The 19,343-nt window shown below is 67.2% G+C and carries 20 protein-coding genes; 18 read left to right on the plus strand and 2 right to left on the minus strand.

Annotated elements, in window-relative coordinates; translation table 11 throughout:
* Positions 1-14 precede the first annotated feature (14 nt).
* Positions 15-755 carry an aquaporin Z gene (gene aqpZ / locus ACVK00_RS27480; protein WP_228906451.1) on the minus strand — a complete coding sequence of 247 codons (741 nt, stop codon included), beginning with the start codon at positions 753-755 and terminating at the stop codon, positions 15-17.
* A gap of 299 nt (positions 756-1,054) precedes the next feature.
* On the opposite strand from aqpZ, the gene ACVK00_RS27485 reads away from it, so the two are divergent.
* On the plus strand, positions 1,055-1,351 hold the full coding sequence (locus ACVK00_RS27485; protein ID WP_006751072.1) for an H-NS histone family protein: 297 nt from the start codon (positions 1,055-1,057) through the stop codon (positions 1,349-1,351).
* Positions 1,352-1,452: 101 nt separating this feature from the next.
* Here ACVK00_RS27485 and ACVK00_RS27490 read toward each other — a convergent pair whose 3' ends face one another.
* Positions 1,453-2,517, minus strand: coding sequence for a glycosyltransferase family 4 protein (locus ACVK00_RS27490; RefSeq protein ID WP_228906453.1), 1,065 nt, complete (start codon positions 2,515-2,517; stop codon positions 1,453-1,455).
* A gap of 665 nt (positions 2,518-3,182) precedes the next feature.
* On the opposite strand from ACVK00_RS27490, the gene flhD reads away from it, so the two are divergent.
* From flhD to ACVK00_RS27575, 17 genes are all read left to right on the plus strand, one after another.
* Positions 3,183-3,503, plus strand: a complete 321-nt coding sequence (flhD, locus tag ACVK00_RS27495; protein WP_006751074.1) for a flagellar transcriptional regulator FlhD — start codon at positions 3,183-3,185, stop codon at positions 3,501-3,503.
* A 95-nt stretch (positions 3,504-3,598) separates the two neighbouring features.
* Positions 3,599-4,153 (plus strand): flagellar transcriptional regulator FlhC, encoded by a 555-nt coding sequence (gene flhC, locus ACVK00_RS27500; protein ID WP_011655680.1) that lies wholly within the window; start codon positions 3,599-3,601, stop codon positions 4,151-4,153.
* Between the two features lie 179 nt (positions 4,154-4,332).
* Positions 4,333-5,193, plus strand: coding sequence for a flagellar motor stator protein MotA (gene motA, locus ACVK00_RS27505; protein ID WP_006755770.1), 861 nt, complete (start codon positions 4,333-4,335; stop codon positions 5,191-5,193).
* A gap of 13 nt (positions 5,194-5,206) precedes the next feature.
* On the plus strand, positions 5,207-6,226 hold the full coding sequence (gene motB / locus ACVK00_RS27510) for a flagellar motor protein MotB (protein ID WP_166726273.1): 1,020 nt from the start codon (positions 5,207-5,209) through the stop codon (positions 6,224-6,226).
* Between the two features lie 179 nt (positions 6,227-6,405).
* Positions 6,406-6,783 carry a response regulator gene (locus ACVK00_RS27515; protein WP_166726274.1) on the plus strand — a complete coding sequence of 126 codons (378 nt, stop codon included), beginning with the start codon at positions 6,406-6,408 and terminating at the stop codon, positions 6,781-6,783.
* A gap of 33 nt (positions 6,784-6,816) precedes the next feature.
* Complete coding sequence (gene cheA, locus ACVK00_RS27520) at positions 6,817-9,045, plus strand: chemotaxis protein CheA (RefSeq protein WP_284899213.1); 2,229 nt, start codon at positions 6,817-6,819, stop codon at positions 9,043-9,045.
* A gap of 48 nt (positions 9,046-9,093) precedes the next feature.
* Entirely contained in the window at positions 9,094-9,609 is a 516-nt protein-coding gene (gene cheW / locus ACVK00_RS27525; protein ID WP_105833970.1) for a chemotaxis protein CheW, read from the plus strand.
* Positions 9,610-9,646: 37 nt separating this feature from the next.
* Positions 9,647-11,584, plus strand: a complete 1,938-nt coding sequence (locus tag ACVK00_RS27530) for a methyl-accepting chemotaxis protein (protein WP_284899211.1) — start codon at positions 9,647-9,649, stop codon at positions 11,582-11,584.
* Between the two features lie 3 nt (positions 11,585-11,587).
* A complete protein-coding gene (locus ACVK00_RS27535; RefSeq protein WP_228906458.1) occupies positions 11,588-12,565 on the plus strand; it encodes a CheR family methyltransferase in 978 nt (325 codons plus the stop codon).
* Positions 12,562-13,323, plus strand: coding sequence for a chemoreceptor glutamine deamidase CheD (cheD, locus tag ACVK00_RS27540; RefSeq protein WP_228906460.1), 762 nt, complete (start codon positions 12,562-12,564; stop codon positions 13,321-13,323). Before ACVK00_RS27535 ends, cheD begins: the two co-directional genes overlap by 4 nt.
* Entirely contained in the window at positions 13,320-14,411 is a 1,092-nt protein-coding gene (locus ACVK00_RS27545; RefSeq protein ID WP_284899208.1) for a protein-glutamate methylesterase/protein-glutamine glutaminase, read from the plus strand. Before cheD ends, ACVK00_RS27545 begins: the two co-directional genes overlap by 4 nt.
* A 67-nt stretch (positions 14,412-14,478) precedes the next feature.
* On the plus strand, positions 14,479-14,874 hold the full coding sequence (cheY, locus tag ACVK00_RS27550) for a chemotaxis response regulator CheY (protein ID WP_006754880.1): 396 nt from the start codon (positions 14,479-14,481) through the stop codon (positions 14,872-14,874).
* Position 14,875: 1 nt separating this feature from the next.
* Positions 14,876-15,607 (plus strand): protein phosphatase CheZ, encoded by a 732-nt coding sequence (cheZ, locus tag ACVK00_RS27555; protein ID WP_284899196.1) that lies wholly within the window; start codon positions 14,876-14,878, stop codon positions 15,605-15,607.
* Positions 15,608-15,877: 270 nt separating this feature from the next.
* Positions 15,878-16,381 carry a DUF2844 domain-containing protein gene (locus ACVK00_RS27560; protein WP_284899194.1) on the plus strand — a complete coding sequence of 168 codons (504 nt, stop codon included), beginning with the start codon at positions 15,878-15,880 and terminating at the stop codon, positions 16,379-16,381.
* 16 nt (positions 16,382-16,397) lie between these two features.
* Entirely contained in the window at positions 16,398-17,642 is a 1,245-nt protein-coding gene (locus ACVK00_RS27565; protein ID WP_228906468.1) for a DUF3443 domain-containing protein, read from the plus strand.
* A gap of 169 nt (positions 17,643-17,811) precedes the next feature.
* Positions 17,812-18,309, plus strand: coding sequence for a VOC family protein (locus ACVK00_RS27570; RefSeq protein WP_166726197.1), 498 nt, complete (start codon positions 17,812-17,814; stop codon positions 18,307-18,309).
* Between the two features lie 361 nt (positions 18,310-18,670).
* Positions 18,671-19,051 carry a DUF805 domain-containing protein gene (locus ACVK00_RS27575; RefSeq protein ID WP_228906469.1) on the plus strand — a complete coding sequence of 127 codons (381 nt, stop codon included), beginning with the start codon at positions 18,671-18,673 and terminating at the stop codon, positions 19,049-19,051.
* Positions 19,052-19,343 lie beyond the last annotated feature (292 nt).

Raw genomic sequence — 19,343 nt, forward strand, 5'->3', positions numbered from 1 at the left:
GACCCCGTAGTGTTTTATTCGCTTGTGCGAGCGGATGCGGGCAGCAGGCCGACGGCGTCGTCGCGCCCCGCGACCAGCGGGTAAATGATCCCTGCGATGGCCGCACCGATGATCGGCGCGATCCAGAACAGCCACAGCTGGCCGATCGCCTCGCCGCCCACGAACAGCGCGGGGCCGGTCGAACGCGCCGGGTTCACCGACGTGTTGGTGACCGGGATCGAGATCAGGTGAATCAACGTCAGGCACAGGCCGATCGCGATCGGCGCGAAGCCGGCCGGCGCGCGCTTGTCGGTGGCGCCGAGAATCACGAACAGGAAGAAGCCCGTCATCACGACTTCGCAGATGAACGCCGCGCCGAGCGAGTAGTGGCCGGGCGAGCGCTCGCCGAAGCCGTTCGTCGCAAAGCCGCTGCCGACGAGGTCGAAGCCCGGCTTGCCGGTCGCGATCAAGTACAGCACGAACGCACCGAGCGTCGCGCCGACCACCTGCGCGACGATGTACGGCGCGAGATCGCGCGCCGGGAAGCGGCCGGCGACCGTCAGGCCGACACTCACAGCCGGATTCAAATGGCAACCCGAAATATGGCCGATCGCGAATGCCATCGTCAGCACGGTCAGGCCGAATGCAAGTGCGACGCCGGCAAAGCCGATGCCGAGGCCCGGAAAGGCGGCGGCCAGCACGGCGCTTCCGCACCCGCCGAGCACCAGCCAGAACGTGCCGAATGCCTCTGCAGCCAGACGCTGAGAAAGATTCATGTAGGGACCTTGTTCAAGTGGGTTGAAGACAAACGGCTGGGCGGATGATTTATTCCGCCGTCCGGAATTGGTCTGGATTATAGGAAATGAATCGGGTTCAAGAGGGTCAACGATTGTTAAATTTGAATGCTGGAGAATGGCCTTTATTAGAATAAGTCCGCATTCTCGATATAGCCGAATCGGTTAAAGATGGCAGCATTAATTTTGAAGAGCAGGGCGGCAGTGCGGACGACGTAACGGGTGTTGGTGTTCCGGCCGGACTCGCCGGAGCCGCATCATGGAAAAAAGGGAGTCGAAAAATGTCTCAATACGCGAAACTCAAGGCGCAGATCGCCGATCTGCAGGCTCAGGCGGATGACGTGCGTCGCCAGGAAGTGGCGACGGTGATCGCCGAAGTCCAGCGAATGATTGCCGAATATGGCCTCACGGCCCAGGACCTGGGCTTCGTGGAGCGTGCGCGGCGCGGCCGCCCGCCGAAAAAGGCGCCGCTGCCGCCGAAGTACCGCGATCCGAAGTCGGGTGCAACCTGGAGCGGACGCGGCAAGCCGCCGAATTGGATCGTCGGGAAAAACCGCGATCGTTTCCTGATCGAATGACCGCGCAAAAAGAAAGAGCCGCATCGACGATGCGGCTCTTTGGTTTTTCCGCGCCGATTTCGGCGCGAATTTTACGGAATATTTCCTGACGAATTTCGGCGTCAGGCGCCCGCGACCCGGCGCAAGGTCGGCCGTTTTGCCGTCGTGCAAAGCGATTCGTAAGTTTCGACATAACGTCGCGCCATCGCTTTCGAGCTGAAACGCGTATCGAAGCGCGCGCGGATCGCGTCGCGCGACAGGCTGTCGATCCGGTGCAGCGCACCGACCGCGCCCTGCACGTCCTCGACGATGAAGCCGGTCACGCCGTCCTCGATCACTTCCGGCACCGAGCCGCGGTTGAACGCGACAACCGGCGTGCCGCAGGCCATCGCCTCGATCATCACCAGGCCGAACGGCTCCGGCCAGTCGATCGGGAACAGCAGCGCCTTCGCGCCGGACAGGAACGCCGGCTTCTGCGCCTCGTTGATCTCGCCGATGAATTCGACATGCGCTTCGCCGAGCAGCGGCTCGATCACTTCCTTGAAGTAGTCGGCGTCGGCCTTGTCGACCTTCGCGGCGATCTTCAGCGGCAGCCCGCTTTGCGCGGCGATCCGGATCGCGGTGTCGACCCGCTTTTCGGGACAGATCCGGCCCAGGAACGCGAGGTATTCGGGCTTCACGTCCGGTTGCGGCGTGAGCAGCGTGTCGGGCAGCCCGTGATATACGGTGCCGGCCCAGGCGGCCTGCGGTAGCGGCTTGCGCTGCGAATTCGAGATCGAGACGACCGGCGCGTTCGGGAACGCGTCGAACACCGGCTGCAGCTCCGGCAGGTCGAGGCGGCCGTGCAGCGTCGTCACGTAAGGCGTATCGAGGCGCGACATCAGCGGGAACGGCAGGTAGTCGAGGTGGAAGTGCAGCACGTCGAATTCGTGCGCGACACGGGCGACCTGCTCGATCAGGCGCATATGGGGCGCCATCGAATCGCGGATCGACGGGTCGAGCCGCAGTGCGCGCGGCCATGCCGCCTCGAGATGGGCGGACGTGACGGAGTCGCCGCTGGCGAACAGCGTCACATCGTGGCCGAGCTCGACGAGCGCCTCGGTGAGGTAGGACACGACACGCTCGGTGCCGCCGTAGAGTTTCGGCGGGACAGCTTCGTAAAGCGGCGCGATCTGGGCAATACGCATGGGCGTTCTCCGATGTCGACCAGCGTGGGCGCTCGAGTGCGCATGCTGGTCCGATACAAGGTTGCGGAACTCGCCGACGTACGCTTTCTGCGATACGTGGCCGGGTCCGTTGCGGGGTGCGCCGGACGCCGGGCGGCAAGCTGCGGGGCGGGGCGGTGCGCCTCACGCCGCCGCCCGTTTGAGTCCATTATCGATATCGCCTAGAGGGGTTCGAGTGTTTTTTCAAACACTTAAGGCTTGTTACACCATGAAATACGAGAAAACCCCGATAAAAAGGGTCCGGAAACATGATGCGAGACAGACGCAACTATTGTTGCGCTATCGTGAAAAACCACTATAATTTTTACCGATTCACGCCCCGGCAGCCTTGCCGGACGGCCTCCAGCCGGATTCATCCCATGCGGAACCCCATCTCCGACGAATTCGCGCCCCCATTTCCCCCGCCTTGTGTCCCCTTTCAATTCGCCTTGTCGGAAAAATTCCTACACGGTTTACAGACAAATCCTGCGCGGCATACGCCACTTCGCTGATACCGGCATAAATGCCGTTTGGCCAAAATTCGCCCTGTAAGACTGATAAATGTGCCGGCGGAAGCCAATAGGGCCTGACCGAGCAAACGTTGTCATAACATGAAAGGCCAAAGCAAAGCTCTTAACGGGGGAATCATGAGCGCCACCAGCGAAATGCTCAGTGAGATCAAAGAGGTCAATCTGTCGTACCTCCTCCTCGCGCAACGCCTGCTGCGGGAAGACAAAGCGATGGGCATGTTCCGCATGGGAGTTTCCCAGGAACTGGCCGACGTACTCGCGAACCTCACGCTCGCCCAGACCGTGAAGCTCGCCGCGTCGAACCAGATCCTGTGCCGTTTCCGCTTCGACGATCACGCGTTGCTGTCGTCGCTCGCCGACAAGGGTCGCAGCGACGTCGTCACGCACGCGCACTCGGCCATCCTGATGGCAGGCCAGCCGGTCGAAAGCGTCCGCTGATCCTTTTTTCGCCTTGCGTTCGTCCCGGCGCGCCGCGCCGGCGGGCGGCGTATTGGCCACTCATCCGAACAACGTCAAGCGGACAGTTATTCACCATGGCAAGCAAAAGCGTCGTGATCGAGGTGAAGGAAATCACCCTCGCTATCGAACTGATCGAACTGGGCGCCCGGCTGCAGCTGCTGGAGGCGGAGACGAGCCTGTCGCGCGATCGCCTGATCAAGCTGTACAAGGAGCTGAAGGGCGTGTCGCCGCCGAAGGGGATGCTGCCGTTCTCGACCGACTGGTTCATGACGTGGCAGCCGAACATCCACTCGTCGCTGTTCTACAACATCTACCGGTTCATGCAGGACCACGGCCGCTGCGATCCGATCCAGTCGATCGTGAAGGCGTACCGGCTCTACCAGGAGCACGTGAACCTGTCCGGCGACGAGGCCGCGCTGAGTCTCACGCGCGCGTGGACGCTCGTGCGCTTCTTCGACTCGGGGATGCTCCAGATGACCCCGTGCACGCGCTGCGGCGGCCACTTTGTCGCGCATGCGCATGATCCGCATCAAGGTTTCGTGTGCGGCCTGTGCCAGCCGCCGTCGCGTGCCGGCAAGACCCGCAAGGCCGCCGCCGCGCGCGCCGAACTGGCTGCCGCCGCGGCCTGAACGGCGCCGGGCGGGGCTGAGCGGGAGCCTGGCGGCTGCCGCGCGCCGCGCGAACCGGCCGGGGGCTTGCTGGTAAACACCGCCGCGCCGCCCCGGCGCTGCCGCGAAAGTTTTCCTGCCGACTGCCGTAAACCTGATTAACGGCGGTCTCCCCGCCGGTCTTTCGTGAGGGACAGGCAGTGCTGATTATCGTGGGAACACTCGTGACGCTGTTGTCCGTCTTCGGCGGTTATGCGCTGGCAGGCGGGCATCTGGGCGCATTGGTCCAGCCGCTCGAGATCCTGATGATCACCGGCGCGGGCGTCGGCGCGTTCATCCTCGGCAACGGCATGAAGACCATCAAGGCGACGCTGCGTGTGCTGCCGACGCTCTTCAAGGGCTCGAAGTACACCAAGGACGTCTATATGGAGCTGATGGCGCTCCTGTACGTGCTGCTCGCGAAGGCGCGCAAGGAAGGCACGCTGACGCTGGAAGCCGACATCGACGATCCGGACAAGAGCCCGATCTTCACGCAATACCCGAAGATCCTCGCCGATCGCCACATCGTCGAATTTCTGACCGACTACCTGCGCCTGATGGTGGGCGGCAACATGAACGCGTTCGAGATCGAGAGCCTGATGGACGAGGAGATCGAGACGCATCACACGGAAGGCGAGGGCCCCGCGCACGCGCTGATGCGCGTCGGCGACGCGATGCCGGCATTCGGGATCGTCGCGGCCGTGATGGGCGTCGTGCACACGATGGCGTCGGCCGACAAGCCGCCCGCGGTGCTCGGCGCGATGATCGCGCAGGCGCTGGTCGGCACGTTCCTCGGGATCCTGCTGTCGTACGGGCTGATCGGGCCGCTCGCGAGCCTCGCGGAGCAGCGCGTCGCCGAGTCCACCAAGATGTTCCAGTGCATCAAGGTGACGATCCTCGCGAGCCTGAACGGCTATGCGCCGGCGATCGCGGTGGAGTTCGGCCGCAAGGTGCTGTTCTCGACCGAGCGTCCGTCGTTCACGGAGCTCGAAGAGCACGTGCGCCGCGTGAAGGCAAAGTGACGCGGAGCGTTCAATGAGCAATGGCAAGGATCGCGCGATCGTCGTGAAACGGGTGGCCCCGCAGAAGAAGGGCCATCACGGCGGCGCATGGAAACTCGCGTATGCGGACTTCATGACCGCGATGATGGCGTTCTTCCTGCTGATGTGGCTGCTGAGCTCGGTCACGCCGGTGCAGCTGAAGGGGATCGCCGAGTACTTCAACACGCCGCTGAAGGCCGCGCTGTTCGGCAGTGGCGATCGCAGCTCGCAGGACTCCAGCATCATCAACGGCGGCGGCCGCGACCTGTCGAGCGTCGACGCCGGCACGCTGCGCCGCACCGACGGCACGACGTCGCTGGCCGACCGTGTCGCGAAAGCGGGCGACCAGCATTCGCGCGCGCAGGCGCAGGGCGCGCAGGACCGGCTCGAACAGGCGCGCCTGCACGACCTGCAGATCAAGCTGATGGCGGCGATCGAGGCGAACCCGACGCTGCGCCAGTTCAAGCAGCAGATCCGCATCGATTCGACCCTGATGGGGCTGCGCATCGAGATCGTCGATACGCAGAAGCGACCGATGTTCGCGATGTCGAGCGACCACGTCGAGCCCTACATGCGCGACATCCTGCGCGAGATCGGCAAGACGCTGAACGACGTGCCGAACCGGATCATCGTCCAGGGCCACACCGACGCGGTGCCGTACGCGGGCGGCGAAGGCGGGTACAGCAACTGGGAGCTGTCGGCCGACCGCGCGAACGCGTCGCGCCGCGAACTGATCACGGGCGGCATGGACGAGGCGAAGGTGCTGCGCGTGCTCGGCCTCGCGTCGACGCAGAACCTGAACAAGGCCGATCCGCTCGATCCGGAAAACCGCCGGATCAGCGTGATCGTGCTGAATCGCAAATCCGAAGACGCGCTGATGCGCGACGACGCGACGACCACGACGCTGTCGGCCGACGCGGCGGGCTCGAAGCTGCTGGCCCAGCAGCTCGGCGGCCCGACGCCGGCCGCGCAACCGGTGCTCGCGAGCGCCGTCGCCGTGGCGCCGAAACCCTGACGTTTCCCCGATTCCGAGACACGCATGAAACGACCCCAACGCTCACTTTGTTCGCTGCCCCCCGAGGGGGCGCTCAGCGGCCCACGGCCGGCCCTGCAAAGCCGGCCGGCCGCGCAGGCGCGAAGCGATGCTCCGCGAATTCCCTGCTGCGCCGTCGGGGCGGCCCCGCGGAGGCTGACATGATCCGGACCATTCTCGCCATCGACGACTCCGCGACCATGCGTGCGCTGCTGCAGGCAACGCTCGCGCAGGCCGGCTACGACGTGACGGTGGCGCCGGACGGCGAAGCCGGCTTCGACATGGCGGCCACCGTGCCGTACGACCTGGTGCTGACCGACCAGAACATGCCGCGCAGGAACGGGCTCGAGGTGATCGCCGCGCTGCGCAAGCTGAGCGCGTACGCGGACACGCCGATCCTCGTGCTGACGACCGAAGGCAGCGATGCGTTCAAGGACGCCGCGCGCGAAGCGGGTGCGACCGGCTGGATCGAAAAACCGATCGACCCGGCCGTGCTGGTCGACCTGGTCGCGACGCTGTCCGAGCAGACGGCCTCCTGACATGAACGCGACGAATCCAACCGGTGACCGGGCATGACTCTCGACATCACGCAGTTCTACCAGACCTTTTTTGACGAAGCCGACGAACTGCTCGCGCAGATGGAGCAGCTGCTGCTGAACCTCGACGTCGGCTCGCCCGACCCCGAGGACCTGGCCGCGATCTTTCGCGCGGCGCACTCGATCAAGGGCGGCGCGGCGACGTTCGGCTTTTCCGCGCTGACCGAGACGACCCACATCCTCGAGTCGCTGCTCGACCGCGCACGCAACCATGAGCTGACGCTGACCAAGGAAATGGTCGACGCGTTCCTCGAGACCAAGGACGTGCTGTCCGACCAGCTCGTCGACTATCGCGCGAGCGCGGAACCCGACGCGGCGGCCGCCGCGACGATCTGCGCGAAGCTCGAACGCCTGAAGGCCGAGAGCGGCGCGGGTGCGGCCGCGGCCGCCGACGTTGCGCCGGCCGCGCCTGCCGTGGCGGCTGCACCGGCGCCGGCACCGGCACCGGCCGCCAGCAGCAACGGGGCGCCCGATCACGTGGTCGAACAGGCCGTCGCCGCCGCGCATCCGGCGGCCGAGGTCGGCGCGGACGGCCCGCACCTGAAGATCACGCTCGTCGGCGTCGACCCGAAGGACCAGGCGCTGCTTACGGAGGAACTCGGCAATCTCGGCCGGATCGTCGGTCGCGAGGAAGCGGGCGCCGACCTGACCCTGTGGCTCGAATCGGACGTGACGTCCGACGACATCGTCGCCGTGTGCTGCTTCGTGATCGACGACAGCCAGATCCGCATCGCGCGCGGCACCGCGCCGGCCGCACCGGCGGCGCCTGCCGCCACGCCGGCCGCAGAATCGTTAGCTACGCCGGCAGCCGCGCCGGAGCCGGCCGCGCGGGTCGAGGTATTCGTGCAAGCCCCCGGTGCCGCACCGGCCGCCGCCGCCCCGCAGGCCCAGCCGAGCGCCGCCGCGCAACCGGCGCCGCAACCGCACGCCGAACCCGCGGCCCCGGCCGCCGCGCACCACGACGACAAGCGTCCGCGCCCGGCTGCCGCCGCATCGGGCGCCGAAGGCAGCTCGATCCGGGTCGGCGTCGAGAAGGTCGACCAGCTGATCAACCTGGTCGGCGAGCTCGTGATCACGCAGGCGATGCTCGCGGAAACCGCGAGCGCGTTCGATCCGGCGCTGCACGACCGCCTGTTCAACGGGATGGCGCAGCTCGAGCGCAACGCGCGCGACCTGCAGGAAGCAGTGATGTCGATCCGCATGATGCCGATGGACTACGTGTTCAGCCGCTTCCCGCGGCTCGTGCGCGACCTGGCCGGCAAGCTCGGCAAGCAGGTCGAGCTCGTCACGTTCGGCCAGGCGACCGAGCTCGACAAGAGCCTGATCGAGCGGATCATCGACCCGCTCACGCACCTCGTGCGCAACAGCCTCGATCACGGGATCGAGACCGTCGACAAGCGCGTCGCCGCCGGCAAGGACGCGGTCGGCCAGCTCGTGCTGTCGGCCGCGCATCACGGCGGCAATATCGTGATCGAGGTCAGCGACGACGGCGGGGGCCTGAACCGCGAGCGGATCCTCGCGAAGGCCGCGAAGCAGGGCATGCAGGTGTCCGACAACATCAGCGACGACGAAGTCTGGCAACTGATCTTCGCGCCGGGCTTCTCGACCGCCGAGACCGTGACCGACGTGTCGGGCCGCGGCGTCGGGATGGACGTCGTGAAGCGCAACATCCAGTCGATGGGCGGCCACGTCGAGATCTCGTCGCAGGCCGGCCGCGGCACGACCACGCGGATCGTGCTGCCGCTCACGCTCGCGATCCTCGACGGGATGTCGGTGAAGGTCGGCAGCGAGATCTTCATCCTGCCGCTGAACTTCGTGATGGAGTCGCTGCAGCCGTCGAACGACGACATCTACACGGTCGGCAACGGCGAGCGCGTGGTGCGCGTGCGCGGCGAATACCTGCCGCTCGTCGCGCTGCACGAGGTGTTCTCGGTCGAGGACGCGCGCACCGATCCGACCCAGGGGATCGTCACGATCATGGAAACCGAGGGGCGCCGCTTCGCGATGCTGATCGACGAGCTGGTCGGCCAGCAGCAGGTGGTCGTGAAGAACCTCGAAACCAACTACCGCAAGGTGCACGGCATCTCGGCGGCGACCATTCTCGGCGACGGCAGTGTCGCGCTGATCGTCGACGTCGCGGCGCTGAACCGCGAAACCCGTGCGATGCACGGCGCCCGAGCCGGCGCCGAGCTCGCGATCTTCTGACTCTCGCCATTCAACCGATTGGGGGCACACGTGTCTGCTGAAGTCCAAATGATCAATCCGGCCGCGGCGAACGCGGCTACCAGAGGCCGCGACGCCGCGCATGGCGATGCGACGGGGCAGGAGTTCCTCGTCTTCACGCTCGGCGACGAGGAATACGGGATCGACATCCTGAAGGTGCAGGAAATCCGCGGCTACGACAGCGTCACGCGCATCGCGAACGCCCCGGACTTCATCAAGGGCGTGATCAACCTGCGCGGCATCATCGTGCCGATCGTCGACATGCGGATCAAGTTCCATCTCGGCCGCGTCGAGTACGACCACCAGACCGTCGTGATCATCCTGAACGTGTCGAACCGCGTGGTCGGGATGGTGGTCGACGGCGTGTCGGACGTGCTGACGCTGCAGACGGACCAGATCATGCCGGCGCCGGAATTCGGCGCGACGCTGACGACCGAGTACCTGACGGGCCTCGGCACCGTCGACGGCCGCATGCTGATCCTGATGGACATCGAGAAGCTGATGTCGAGCCGGGAAATGGCGTTGATCGAAACGCTCGGCGGGTAAGTGCGCCGCGCACGCAGGAATTTCGGGAGAATCTGCAATGTTGCATAACTGGTCGATCCGCACGACGCTCACGGCGGTCGGACTCATCCTCGTGGGCCTGGCCGCCGCGGTCGGCGGCCTCGGCCTTTACGCGCTCGATCACGCGAGCCGCTCGCTCGACGAGATCGCGCACGTCGATCTGCCGGCGATCCATACGCTCGACGACACGTCGTCGTACCTGCTGCGCGCACGCGTGTCGCTCGACCGCTTCCGCTCGCTGACCGAGGCCGGTAACACGGCCGACGCGAGCAAGGTGCTGGAGCGCGCACAGGAGCTGTACACGAAGTCGAACCAGAACTGGCAGGCGTTCCAGGCGACGCCGAAGCTCGGCATCGAGCAGGCGCTCGTCGACGACCTCGCCGCGCGCTACGCGACGATCGTGAAGGAAGGCGTCGAGCCGGAATTCGCGGCCGCGCGCGCGGGCGACATGGCGGCCTATCACGCGGTCGCCGACACCAAGATCAGCCCGATGTTCGTCGCGTACGACCAGGCGGCGGCGGCCGTGGTCGCGTCGCTGCAGAAGCGCGCGGAAGAACGCCAGACCGCGACGCAGTCGCAGATCTCGATGATGATCGGCCTGATCGCGGCCGGCGTCGCGATCGCGTTCGTCGTCGTGATCGCGATCCGCTTCGCGCTGCGCGGGCTGATCATCAATCCGCTCGAAGACGCGATCGCGCACTTCGAGCGCATCGCCGGCGGCGACCTCACGCAGCCGGTGAACGTGTCCAGCACCAATGAGATCGGCCGCCTGTTCGGCGGCATCAAGCGGATGCAGGACGCCGTGACGACGATGGTGCAGGCCGTGCATCGCGGCACCGAGTCGATCGACGTCGGCGCGCGCGAGATCTCGACCGGCAACACCGACCTGTCGCAGCGCACCGAGGAGCAGGCCGCGTCGCTGCAGGAAACCGCTTCGAGCATGGAGCAGCTGACGGGCACCGTGCGCCAGAACGCGGAGAACGCGCGGCAGGCGAGCCAGCTCGCGGTGAACGCGTCCGACATCGCGACGCACGGCGGCGAGGTCGTCGGCCAGGTCGTGTCGACGATGCAGGACATCGCGGCAAGCTCGGGCAAGGTCGTCGACATCATCGGCACGATCGAAGGCATCGCGTTCCAGACCAACATCCTCGCGCTGAACGCGGCGGTCGAAGCCGCGCGCGCGGGCGAGCAGGGCCGCGGCTTCGCGGTGGTCGCGGGCGAAGTGCGCTCGCTGGCCCAGCGCAGCGCGAGCGCCGCGAAGGAAATCAAGCAGCTGATCGGCGATTCGGCCGAGAAGGTCGAAAGCGGGTCGGCGCTCGTCGCGCGGGCCGGTTCGACGATGGACGAGATCGTGCAGGCCGTGCGCCGCGTGACCGACATCATGGGCGAGATCAGCGCCGCGTCGGACGAGCAGTCGACCGGCATCGAGCAGGTCAATCGCGCGGTCGGCCAGATGGACTCGGTCACGCAGCAGAACGCGGCGCTCGTCGAGCAGGCCGCGGCGGCGGCCGCGTCGCTCGAGGAGCAGACGCGCCAGATGAAGGCGATCGTGTCGGACTGGCGCGTCGCGGGCGGCATCGCGATGGCGCCGGTGCGCGGCGCCGCGCGCCCGGCCGCACATGCACAGGCCCCGGCGTTGCCGTCGGAGAACCGTTACGACGCCGCGCCGGCAGCGCATGCACCGCAGACCGCCGCCCAGCCGGCCCGCCGCGCGGCGCCCGCGCCGCATGCCGCGGCATCGGCGACGCGCAACGAAGCGAAGCGCCCGACGGATTCCGCCGCACGCGCATCGAAGGAAGCGCCGGCCGCGGGCGGCTACGGCCCGCGTCTCGCGAAGGGCGCCGCAGCATCGCCCAAGCCGGCCGAGAAGCCCGCGCTGGTGCGTCCGGCGCTGAACGGCGAGAAGCCGGCGCTGGCCGCGGCCGGCGCCTCCGACGACGACTGGGAGACCTTCTAAGCCATGCCGTCCGCGCGCGCACCGTTTCGACCCGATGCACCGGATACCTCGCCCCGCGCGGGCGAGCCGGGGCGCGACTTCGCGTTTACCGGCGCGGATTTCGCACGCATCCGCGCGCTGATCCATCAACGCGCAGGCATCTCGCTGTCCGAGCACAAGCGCGACATGGCGTACAGCCGGCTGGCACGCCGGCTGCGCGCACGCGGCCTCGACACGTTCCGCGACTACCTCGACCTGCTCGAGCAGGAGGACGATCCGCTCGAGTGGGAGGCGTTCACCAACGCGCTGACGACGAACCTGACCGCGTTCTTCCGCGAGTCGCACCATTTCCCGATCCTGGCCGACTTCGTGAAGGGGCGTGCGGCGCCCGTGTCGGTGTGGTGTTCGGCGGCGTCGACCGGCGAGGAACCTTACTCGATCGCGATCACGCTGATCGAGGCGCTCGGCGAATCGGCCGCGCGTGGCGCGTCGATCCTCGCGACCGACCTCGACACGCAGGTGCTAGCGAAGGCCGAGGCCGGCATCTATACATACGACCAGGTCAAGCACCTGAGCCCGGAGCGGCTCAAGCGCTTCTTCCTGAAGGGCACCGGCGCGCAGGCCGGCCGCGTGAAGGTGCGCCCGGAACTGCGCGCGATGATCCGCTTCGAGCAGCTGAACCTGACCGATGCCGACTACGGGATCGCGAAGCCGTTCGACGCGATCTTCTGCCGCAACGTGATGATCTATTTCGACAAGCCGACGCAAGGGCAGGTGCTGTCGCGCTTCGATCCGCTCGTGAAGCCGGGCGGGCTGCTGTTCGCCGGGCATTCGGAGAATTTCACGTACGTCACGCAGGCGTTCCGGCTGCGCGGGCAGACGGTGTACGAACTGACGCGCGACGCCGCGCAAGGCTCGCGCCCGCGCGGCGCGGCGCCGGCCGCCGCCGCGCCGCCGCGCACCCCCGCACGTGCAGCACTCGCTTACGGAGAACGCGGATGAGCGGCCTGCCGATCGCGACCAATCGCTACTTCGACAATCACTTCGAACGCCCGGGCGTGAAGTTGCTGCCGAACGAGTTCTACACGACGTCCGAGGACATGGTGCTGATGACCGTGCTCGGCTCGTGCGTCGCCGCGTGCCTGCACGACCCGCTCGCGGGCATCGGCGGGATGAATCACTTCATGCTGCCCGACGACGGCGCCGATGCCGGCGCGGCCGCGTCGGATTCGATGCGCTACGGCGCGTACGCGATGGAAGTGCTGATCAACGAACTGATCAAGGCTGGCGGGCGCCGCGAGCGCATCGAGGCGAAGGTGTTCGGCGGTGCGGCCGTGCTGGCCGGGATGACGACGATCAACATCGGCGATCGCAACGCGGATTTCGTGCGCCGCTATCTCGCGCTCGAACGCATCCGCATCACCGCGGAGGATCTGCAGGGCGTGCACCCGCGCAAGGTCGCGTTCATGCCGCGCACCGGGCGCGCGATGGTGAAGAAGCTGCGGCTGCAGGTGCCGGGTGTGACCGAGCGCGAAGCCGCGCTGGCGCGCGAGGCCGACCGCGTGCGGGCCGGCCGGCAGCGCGCGCACGTCGAGCTGTTCGCGGCGAAGCGGCCGGCCGCGCCGCCGCCGGCGCGACCGCGCATCGAGCTGTTCGGCGCACGCGGCGCCGGCGGCGCGCAGACGACGAACACGAAGACCGGCGGCACGTACGCCGGCAGCCCGACCGCGGCCAACCTTTCGAGAAAGCAGGAGGCATGACCGCAGTGCAGAAGATCAAAGTGTTGTGCGTCGACGATTCGGCGCTGATCCGCAGCCTGATGACGGAGATCATCAACAGCCAGCCCGACATGACGGTGTGCGCGACCGCGCCCGATCCGCTCGTCGCGCGCGATCTCATCAAGCAGCACAACCCGGACGTCCTGACGCTGGACGTCGAAATGCCGCGCATGGACGGGCTCGACTTCCTCGAGAAGCTGATGCGCCTGCGGCCGATGCCGGTCGTGATGGTGTCGTCGCTGACCGAGCGCGGCTCCGAGATCACGCTGCGCGCGCTCGAACTCGGCGCGGTGGATTTCGTCACGAAGCCGCGCGTCGGGATTCGCGACGGCATGCTCGACTACGCGGAAAAGCTCGCGGACAAGATCCGCGCGGCGTCGCGCGCCCGCGTGCGGCAGACGCCGCAGCCGCAGGCCGCCGCGCCCGCGGCGAGCGGCCAGCCGGCCGCGCCGATGATCAACAACCCGCTCGTCAGTACCGAGAAGCTGATCATCATCGGTGCGTCGACGGGCGGCACCGAGGCGATCCGCGAGGTGCTGACGCCGCTGCCGCCGGATGCGCCGGCGGTGCTGATCGCGCAGCACATGCCGCCCGGCTTCACCAAGTCGTTCGCGCAGCGGCTGAACGGCCTGTGCCGGATCGCGGTGAAGGAAGCCGAGCACGGCGAACGCGTGCTGCCGGGCCATGCGTATATCGCGCCGGGCCATGCGCACCTGCTGCTCGCGCGCAGCGGCGCGAACTACATCGCGCAGCTGTCCGACGAGCCGCCGGTGAACCGTCACCGGCCGTCGGTCGACGTGCTGTTCCGCTCGGCGGCGCAGCACGCGGGCAAGAACGCGATCGGCGTGATCCTCACGGGGATGGGCCGCGACGGCGCGTCCGGCCTGCTGGACATGAAGCGCGCGGGCGCCCACACGTTCGCGCAGGACGAGGCGAGCTGCATCGTGTTCGGGATGCCGCGCGAGGCGATCGCGCTCGGTGGCGCGGACGAGGTCGTCTCGCTTGCCGAGATGAGCCGGCGCGTGATGGCGCGCCTGGCGACGATGGGCGATCGCGTGCAGCGCGTCTGAATCAAATGTCACGGGGCACGTGCGATGCTGCGGGCCCCGACGGTAACGAATCTGCAAAGGAACGACGATGGACAAGAGCATGAAAATCCTGGTGGTGGACGATTTCCCGACGATGCGCCGGATCGTCCGCAACCTGCTCAAGGAACTGGGCTATACGAACGTCGACGAAGCCGAGGACGGCGCGGCCGGCCTCGCGCGGCTGCGCGGCGGCGGCTTCGACTTCGTGATCTCCGACTGGAACATGCCGAACCTCGACGGCCTCGCGATGCTGAAGGAAATCCGCGCGGACGCGACGCTCACGCACCTGCCGGTGCTGATGGTCACGGCCGAGTCGAAGAAGGAGAACATCATCGCGGCGGCGCAGGCGGGCGCGAGTGGCTATGTCGTGAAGCCGTTCACGGCCGCGACGCTCGACGAGAAGCTGAACAAGATCATCGACAAGATGGCGAAGGCCGGGAGCTGACGTGAACGAGCCGATCCATGCGGCGCTCGCCGGCACGGGCCTCAGTGCCGACAGCCACGCCGAAGGCGCCGATTTCGCGAGCGACCGGATCCTCGCGCGCATCGGCCAGGTCACGCGCGCGCTGCGCGACTCGATGCGCGAACTGGGGCTCGACAAGCATGTCGAGCGCGCGGCGGAAGCCGTGCCCGATGCGCGCGACCGGTTGCGCTACGTCGCGACGATGACCGAGCAGGCGGCCGAGCGCGTGCTGAACGCGATCGAGATCGCGAAGCCGGTGCAGGAGCGCATCCAGAACGAGGCAGAGGCGCTCGACGCGCGCTGGACGCAGTGGTACGCGGCGCCGATCGAGCACGCGGAAGTGCGCGAGCTGATGGACGACACGCGCACGTTCCTGCACGCGCTGCCCGACGCGACGTCGGCGACCAGCGCGCAGTTGCTCGAGATCATGCTCGCGCAGGATTTCCAGGACCTGACCGGGCAGGTGATCAAGAAGATCATGGACATGGTCTACCTGATCGAGCAGCAACTGCTCACCGTGCTCGTCGAGAACATCGCGCCCGAGCGGCGCGAGCAGTTCGCGGCGACCGCCGCCGCGCTCGCGGCCGAGCAGATCAGCTCGACCGGCAGCCCCGAGTCGCTGCTGAACGGGCCGCAGATCGCGCCGGAAGGCAAGTCCGACGTCGTGCAGGACCAGGCGCAGGTCGACGACCTGCTCGCAAGCCTCGGCTTCTGAGGCTGCCCGCGGCTTCTCATCGCATCGGCGCTGCTCCCATGTCGCGGAGCGGCCCGACGCGCATGGCTTGCGCTGGTTTCCCCCCACCGGCCGGAAGCGGGCCGTCGCGCACGTCGTGCCGCGACGATTTGACACTCCGACACACTCCGCAGGCATACTACGCGTCAGCAGTAACGACGCGTCATTCTTAGGACTTTCACATGTTGGCCGGTGGCGCCGAGCCTGATGGGGGCCCCGCCGGCAACGAAGCCAGTCCCTTTGGGGGGGAACGTGAAGCTGAAACGCTTGGGCTGGGCCGCCACGCATGTGGCGGCTGCAATGGGTGTGCTGTGGAGCGTCCACGCACACGCCGAACTGGGCGGCGCACCGATGTCGCCGCCGGCGGACGATCACGCCGCCACCGTGCGCGCGATGCAGCGCGCGATGCGCTCGGCCGACGGCGCGCAGGCGAACACGGCCGCCTATACCGTCCGCGAGATCACGCTCGGATCGGGCACCGTCATCCACGAATACACGACCGCCGCGGGCACCGTGTTCGGCCTTGCCTGGCGCGGGCCGAGCATGCCGGACCTCGCTTCGCTGCTCGGCAGCTATTTCCCGCAGTACACCGCCGGCGTCCAGGCCGCGCACGCGGCGCGCGGCTGGCGCGCGCCCGTGTCCGTCGATACAACCGGGCTCGTGATCCGCACGGGCGGCCACATGGGCGCCTTCGCGGGCCAGGCATGGCTGCCGGCGGCGCTGCCTGCCGGCCTGTCCGGCACCGATATCCAGTGACAGCGGGAGAGCGATCTTGAGAATTCCTCGTACCTTCAAGCGCTGGGTCGGCCTGCTGAGCCTGGCGGCGGCCACGGCCATGCTCGTGACCGCATGCGGCGGCGGCGACGACAACAACGGCGGTAGCGGCGGCGGCAATGGTGGCGGCAACGTATCGGACGGCAACACCGCGAACACGGCCGTGATCACGGTCGGCACCGGCGTCGCGCACGTGATCAACATCCCGACCGTCAACGTGAAGATCTGCGCGCCGGGCACGTCGAACTGCCAGGTGGTCAACAACGTGCTCGTCGACACCGCGTCGTACGGGCTGCGGCTGGTCGGCAGCGCCGTGTCGGGCGTGTTGAACAAGCTGCCGCAGGTGACGAGCGGCGGCGCGCCGGTCGCCGAATGCGGGAAGTTCGTGTCGAGCTACACCTGGGGCACGGTGCGTACCGTCGACCTGACGATCGGCTCCGAGCAGGCGGGTTCGCTGCCGGTGCAGATCATCGGCGACCTCGGCACGAGCAACGTACCGAGCTCGTGCACGAACGGCGGCGCGTCGGCCAACACGGCGAACGACCTCGGCGCGAACGGCATCCTCGGCATCGGGCCGGCGCCGGTCGATTGCGGCACCAACTGCGCGACGTCGACGTCGGCGACGTTCAACAACTACTACGCGTGCCCGAACGGCAATGCGAGCTGCGCGGTGACGCCGGTGCCGGTGGCGCAGCAGGTGGCCAACCCGGTCCATCGCTTCGCGACCGACAACAACGGCGTGATCGTGCAGATGCCGAGCATCTCGAACAACGGGCAGGGCAGCGCGACGGGCCTGCTGACGTTCGGGATCGGCACGCAGAGCAACAACGCGCTCGGGGCGTCGACGGTGTTGACGTCGTCGACGACGGGCGACGTGAGCGCGACGTTCCTCGGCAGCAGCGTGACCGCGTTCTTCGATACGGGCTCGAACGCGTACTTCTTCAACGATTCGGCGCAGAAATCCTGCACGACCAATACGCAGTTCTACTGCCCGTCGTCGTCGACCACCTATACGGCGACGCTGACCGGCAAGAACGGTACGTCGGGCGGCGTGTCGATGCCCGTCGCGAACGCCGATTCGCTGTTCGCGAACGCGTCGACGTTCGCGTTCAACGACATCGCCGGCCCGTTCGGCGCGGCCGGCTGGCTCGATATCGGCATGCCGCACTTCTACGGCAAGACGATCTACTTCGGGATGGACAAGACGTCGAGCGGCGGCGCGCAGCCTTACGTCGCGTTCTGAGCGCGCACGAACGGCAGCAGCAAGAGGGGGCGAGCGATCGCCCCCTTTTTTTATCCCGCCGGCGGCGGGCTGCAGGCGGACTACGTACCGGGCGGCCGCGCCGCGCCGACACAGCGCCTACGATATAAGACCGGCACCGGTGCCGGCACGACATCGAGGAGACAGCGCCATGAGTCAGCGCATTCAACGCATCACGCCGTTTCTGTGGTTCGACCAGGACGCCGAGGCGGCCGCCCGCTTCTACGTGTCGGTGTTCGACGACGCGCGCATCCTGCACGTCGCCCGCTACGGCAAATCCGGCGCGCAAGCGTCGGGCCAGGCCGAGGGCGCGGTGATGACGGTGTCGTTCGAACTGGACGGGCAGGCGTTTCTCGCGCTCAACGGCGGCCCGGCATTTCCGCTCACGCCGGCCGTGTCGTTCGTCGTCAATTGCCGCGACCAGCGCGAGATCGACCGCTACTGGGCCGCCCTCTCCGAAGGCGGCGACGAGCGCGCGCAGCAGTGCGGCTGGCTGCGCGACCGCTTCGGCGTGTCGTGGCAGGTGGTGCCCGTGCAGATGTCCGAGCTGATGGCGGGCGACCCGGCACGCGCCGAACGCGTGATGGCGCAGGTGATGAAGATGAAGAAGCTCGATCTCGATGCGCTGCAGCAGGCGGCGGCCGGCTAGCGCCGATGTCGGCCGGGAGGCGGTATTGTCGACGCGCGCATGCGACGCCCCGAAGCTATTCCCGGCCGGCCGGTAAATCGATCGCCAACCGATTGTTTCGATTATCGATCGTGATTCGTTTCATCCTGGTGTAATCAATTCATGGATTATCCGGATGATATTTTTGTCGGGGCGTTGCGATTATAAAAATGGCGTGACATGCACTCGGTGATACCGCGCACCGTCGCTGTGGCCGCTCTGGCGCGGCGAAGACGCCACGACGGCGAGCGGCACGCGAAAAGAGATGCGATGTGTGGAAATTCAAACTTATAATGCCCGCGTTGTTTCCGGGGTCGTCGATTTAAAACAGGAGGGCAATAAGATGAATTTCACCGAAGCCGTTCGTTCCGTATTCAATCAGTATGCGAAATTCGAAGGCCGCGCACGTCGCGCCGAGTACTGGTATTTCGCGCTGCTCACCGGCGTCGTGTCGATCGCCGTCCAGCTGCTCGCCGCCGCCGGCCGCGAAAGCGGCGCGATTCCGCTGCTGCTGGCGATCGTCGCGCTGGTCGTGTCGCTCGCGCTGGTGCTGCCGAGCCTCGCGGTCACCGTCCGCCGCCTGCACGATACCGGCCGCTCCGGCTGGTTCCTGCTGATCGCGTGCATTCCGCTCATCGGCGGGATCCTGCTGCTCGTGTGGATGTGCTCGCGCGGCACGAACGGCCCGAACCGCTTCGGCACGGATCCGATCCCGGCGATCTGAGCGCCAGCCGCCCCGACGCGCGGCCGTCGCGTCGGGGCGGGCCGATGATCGCTTCGCGGCTGCCTCGATTCACCGCTTTCCCGCCTCACCACCTCACCACCTCACCACCTCACCACACCCGCCCGCATACGCGTTTCCCCACCGTCTTCCGCCCGCCGCACCCACCCGCCGCCTCGCGCCGCACCGGCTTGCCCGATTCCCCGAAATACCCCCCTTTCCCGGCTTTGCTCGACCGATCGGCGTTTGACGTGCGCATGAATAATCGGTGTCACTGGAAAGCGGCATTTCGCCG

The sequence above is a fragment of the Burkholderia sp. PvR073 genome (genome assembly GCF_054055695.1).

Coding starts and splice junctions, on each gene's coding strand:
- aqpZ (WP_228906451.1), bottom strand. CDS start 755: ATGAATCTTTCTCAGCGTCTGGCTGCAGAGGCATTCGGCACGTTCTGG.
- ACVK00_RS27485 (WP_006751072.1), top strand. CDS start 1,055: ATGTCTCAATACGCGAAACTCAAGGCGCAGATCGCCGATCTGCAGGCT.
- ACVK00_RS27490 (WP_228906453.1), bottom strand. CDS start 2,517: ATGCGTATTGCCCAGATCGCGCCGCTTTACGAAGCTGTCCCGCCGAAA.
- flhD (WP_006751074.1), top strand. CDS start 3,183: ATGAGCGCCACCAGCGAAATGCTCAGTGAGATCAAAGAGGTCAATCTG.
- flhC (WP_011655680.1), top strand. CDS start 3,599: ATGGCAAGCAAAAGCGTCGTGATCGAGGTGAAGGAAATCACCCTCGCT.
- motB (WP_166726273.1), top strand. CDS start 5,207: ATGAGCAATGGCAAGGATCGCGCGATCGTCGTGAAACGGGTGGCCCCG.
- ACVK00_RS27515 (WP_166726274.1), top strand. CDS start 6,406: ATGATCCGGACCATTCTCGCCATCGACGACTCCGCGACCATGCGTGCG.
- cheA (WP_284899213.1), top strand. CDS start 6,817: ATGACTCTCGACATCACGCAGTTCTACCAGACCTTTTTTGACGAAGCC.
- cheW (WP_105833970.1), top strand. CDS start 9,094: ATGATCAATCCGGCCGCGGCGAACGCGGCTACCAGAGGCCGCGACGCC.
- ACVK00_RS27530 (WP_284899211.1), top strand. CDS start 9,647: ATGTTGCATAACTGGTCGATCCGCACGACGCTCACGGCGGTCGGACTC.
- ACVK00_RS27535 (WP_228906458.1), top strand. CDS start 11,588: ATGCCGTCCGCGCGCGCACCGTTTCGACCCGATGCACCGGATACCTCG.
- cheD (WP_228906460.1), top strand. CDS start 12,562: ATGAGCGGCCTGCCGATCGCGACCAATCGCTACTTCGACAATCACTTC.
- ACVK00_RS27545 (WP_284899208.1), top strand. CDS start 13,320: ATGACCGCAGTGCAGAAGATCAAAGTGTTGTGCGTCGACGATTCGGCG.
- cheY (WP_006754880.1), top strand. CDS start 14,479: ATGGACAAGAGCATGAAAATCCTGGTGGTGGACGATTTCCCGACGATG.
- ACVK00_RS27570 (WP_166726197.1), top strand. CDS start 17,812: ATGAGTCAGCGCATTCAACGCATCACGCCGTTTCTGTGGTTCGACCAG.
- ACVK00_RS27575 (WP_228906469.1), top strand. CDS start 18,671: ATGAATTTCACCGAAGCCGTTCGTTCCGTATTCAATCAGTATGCGAAA.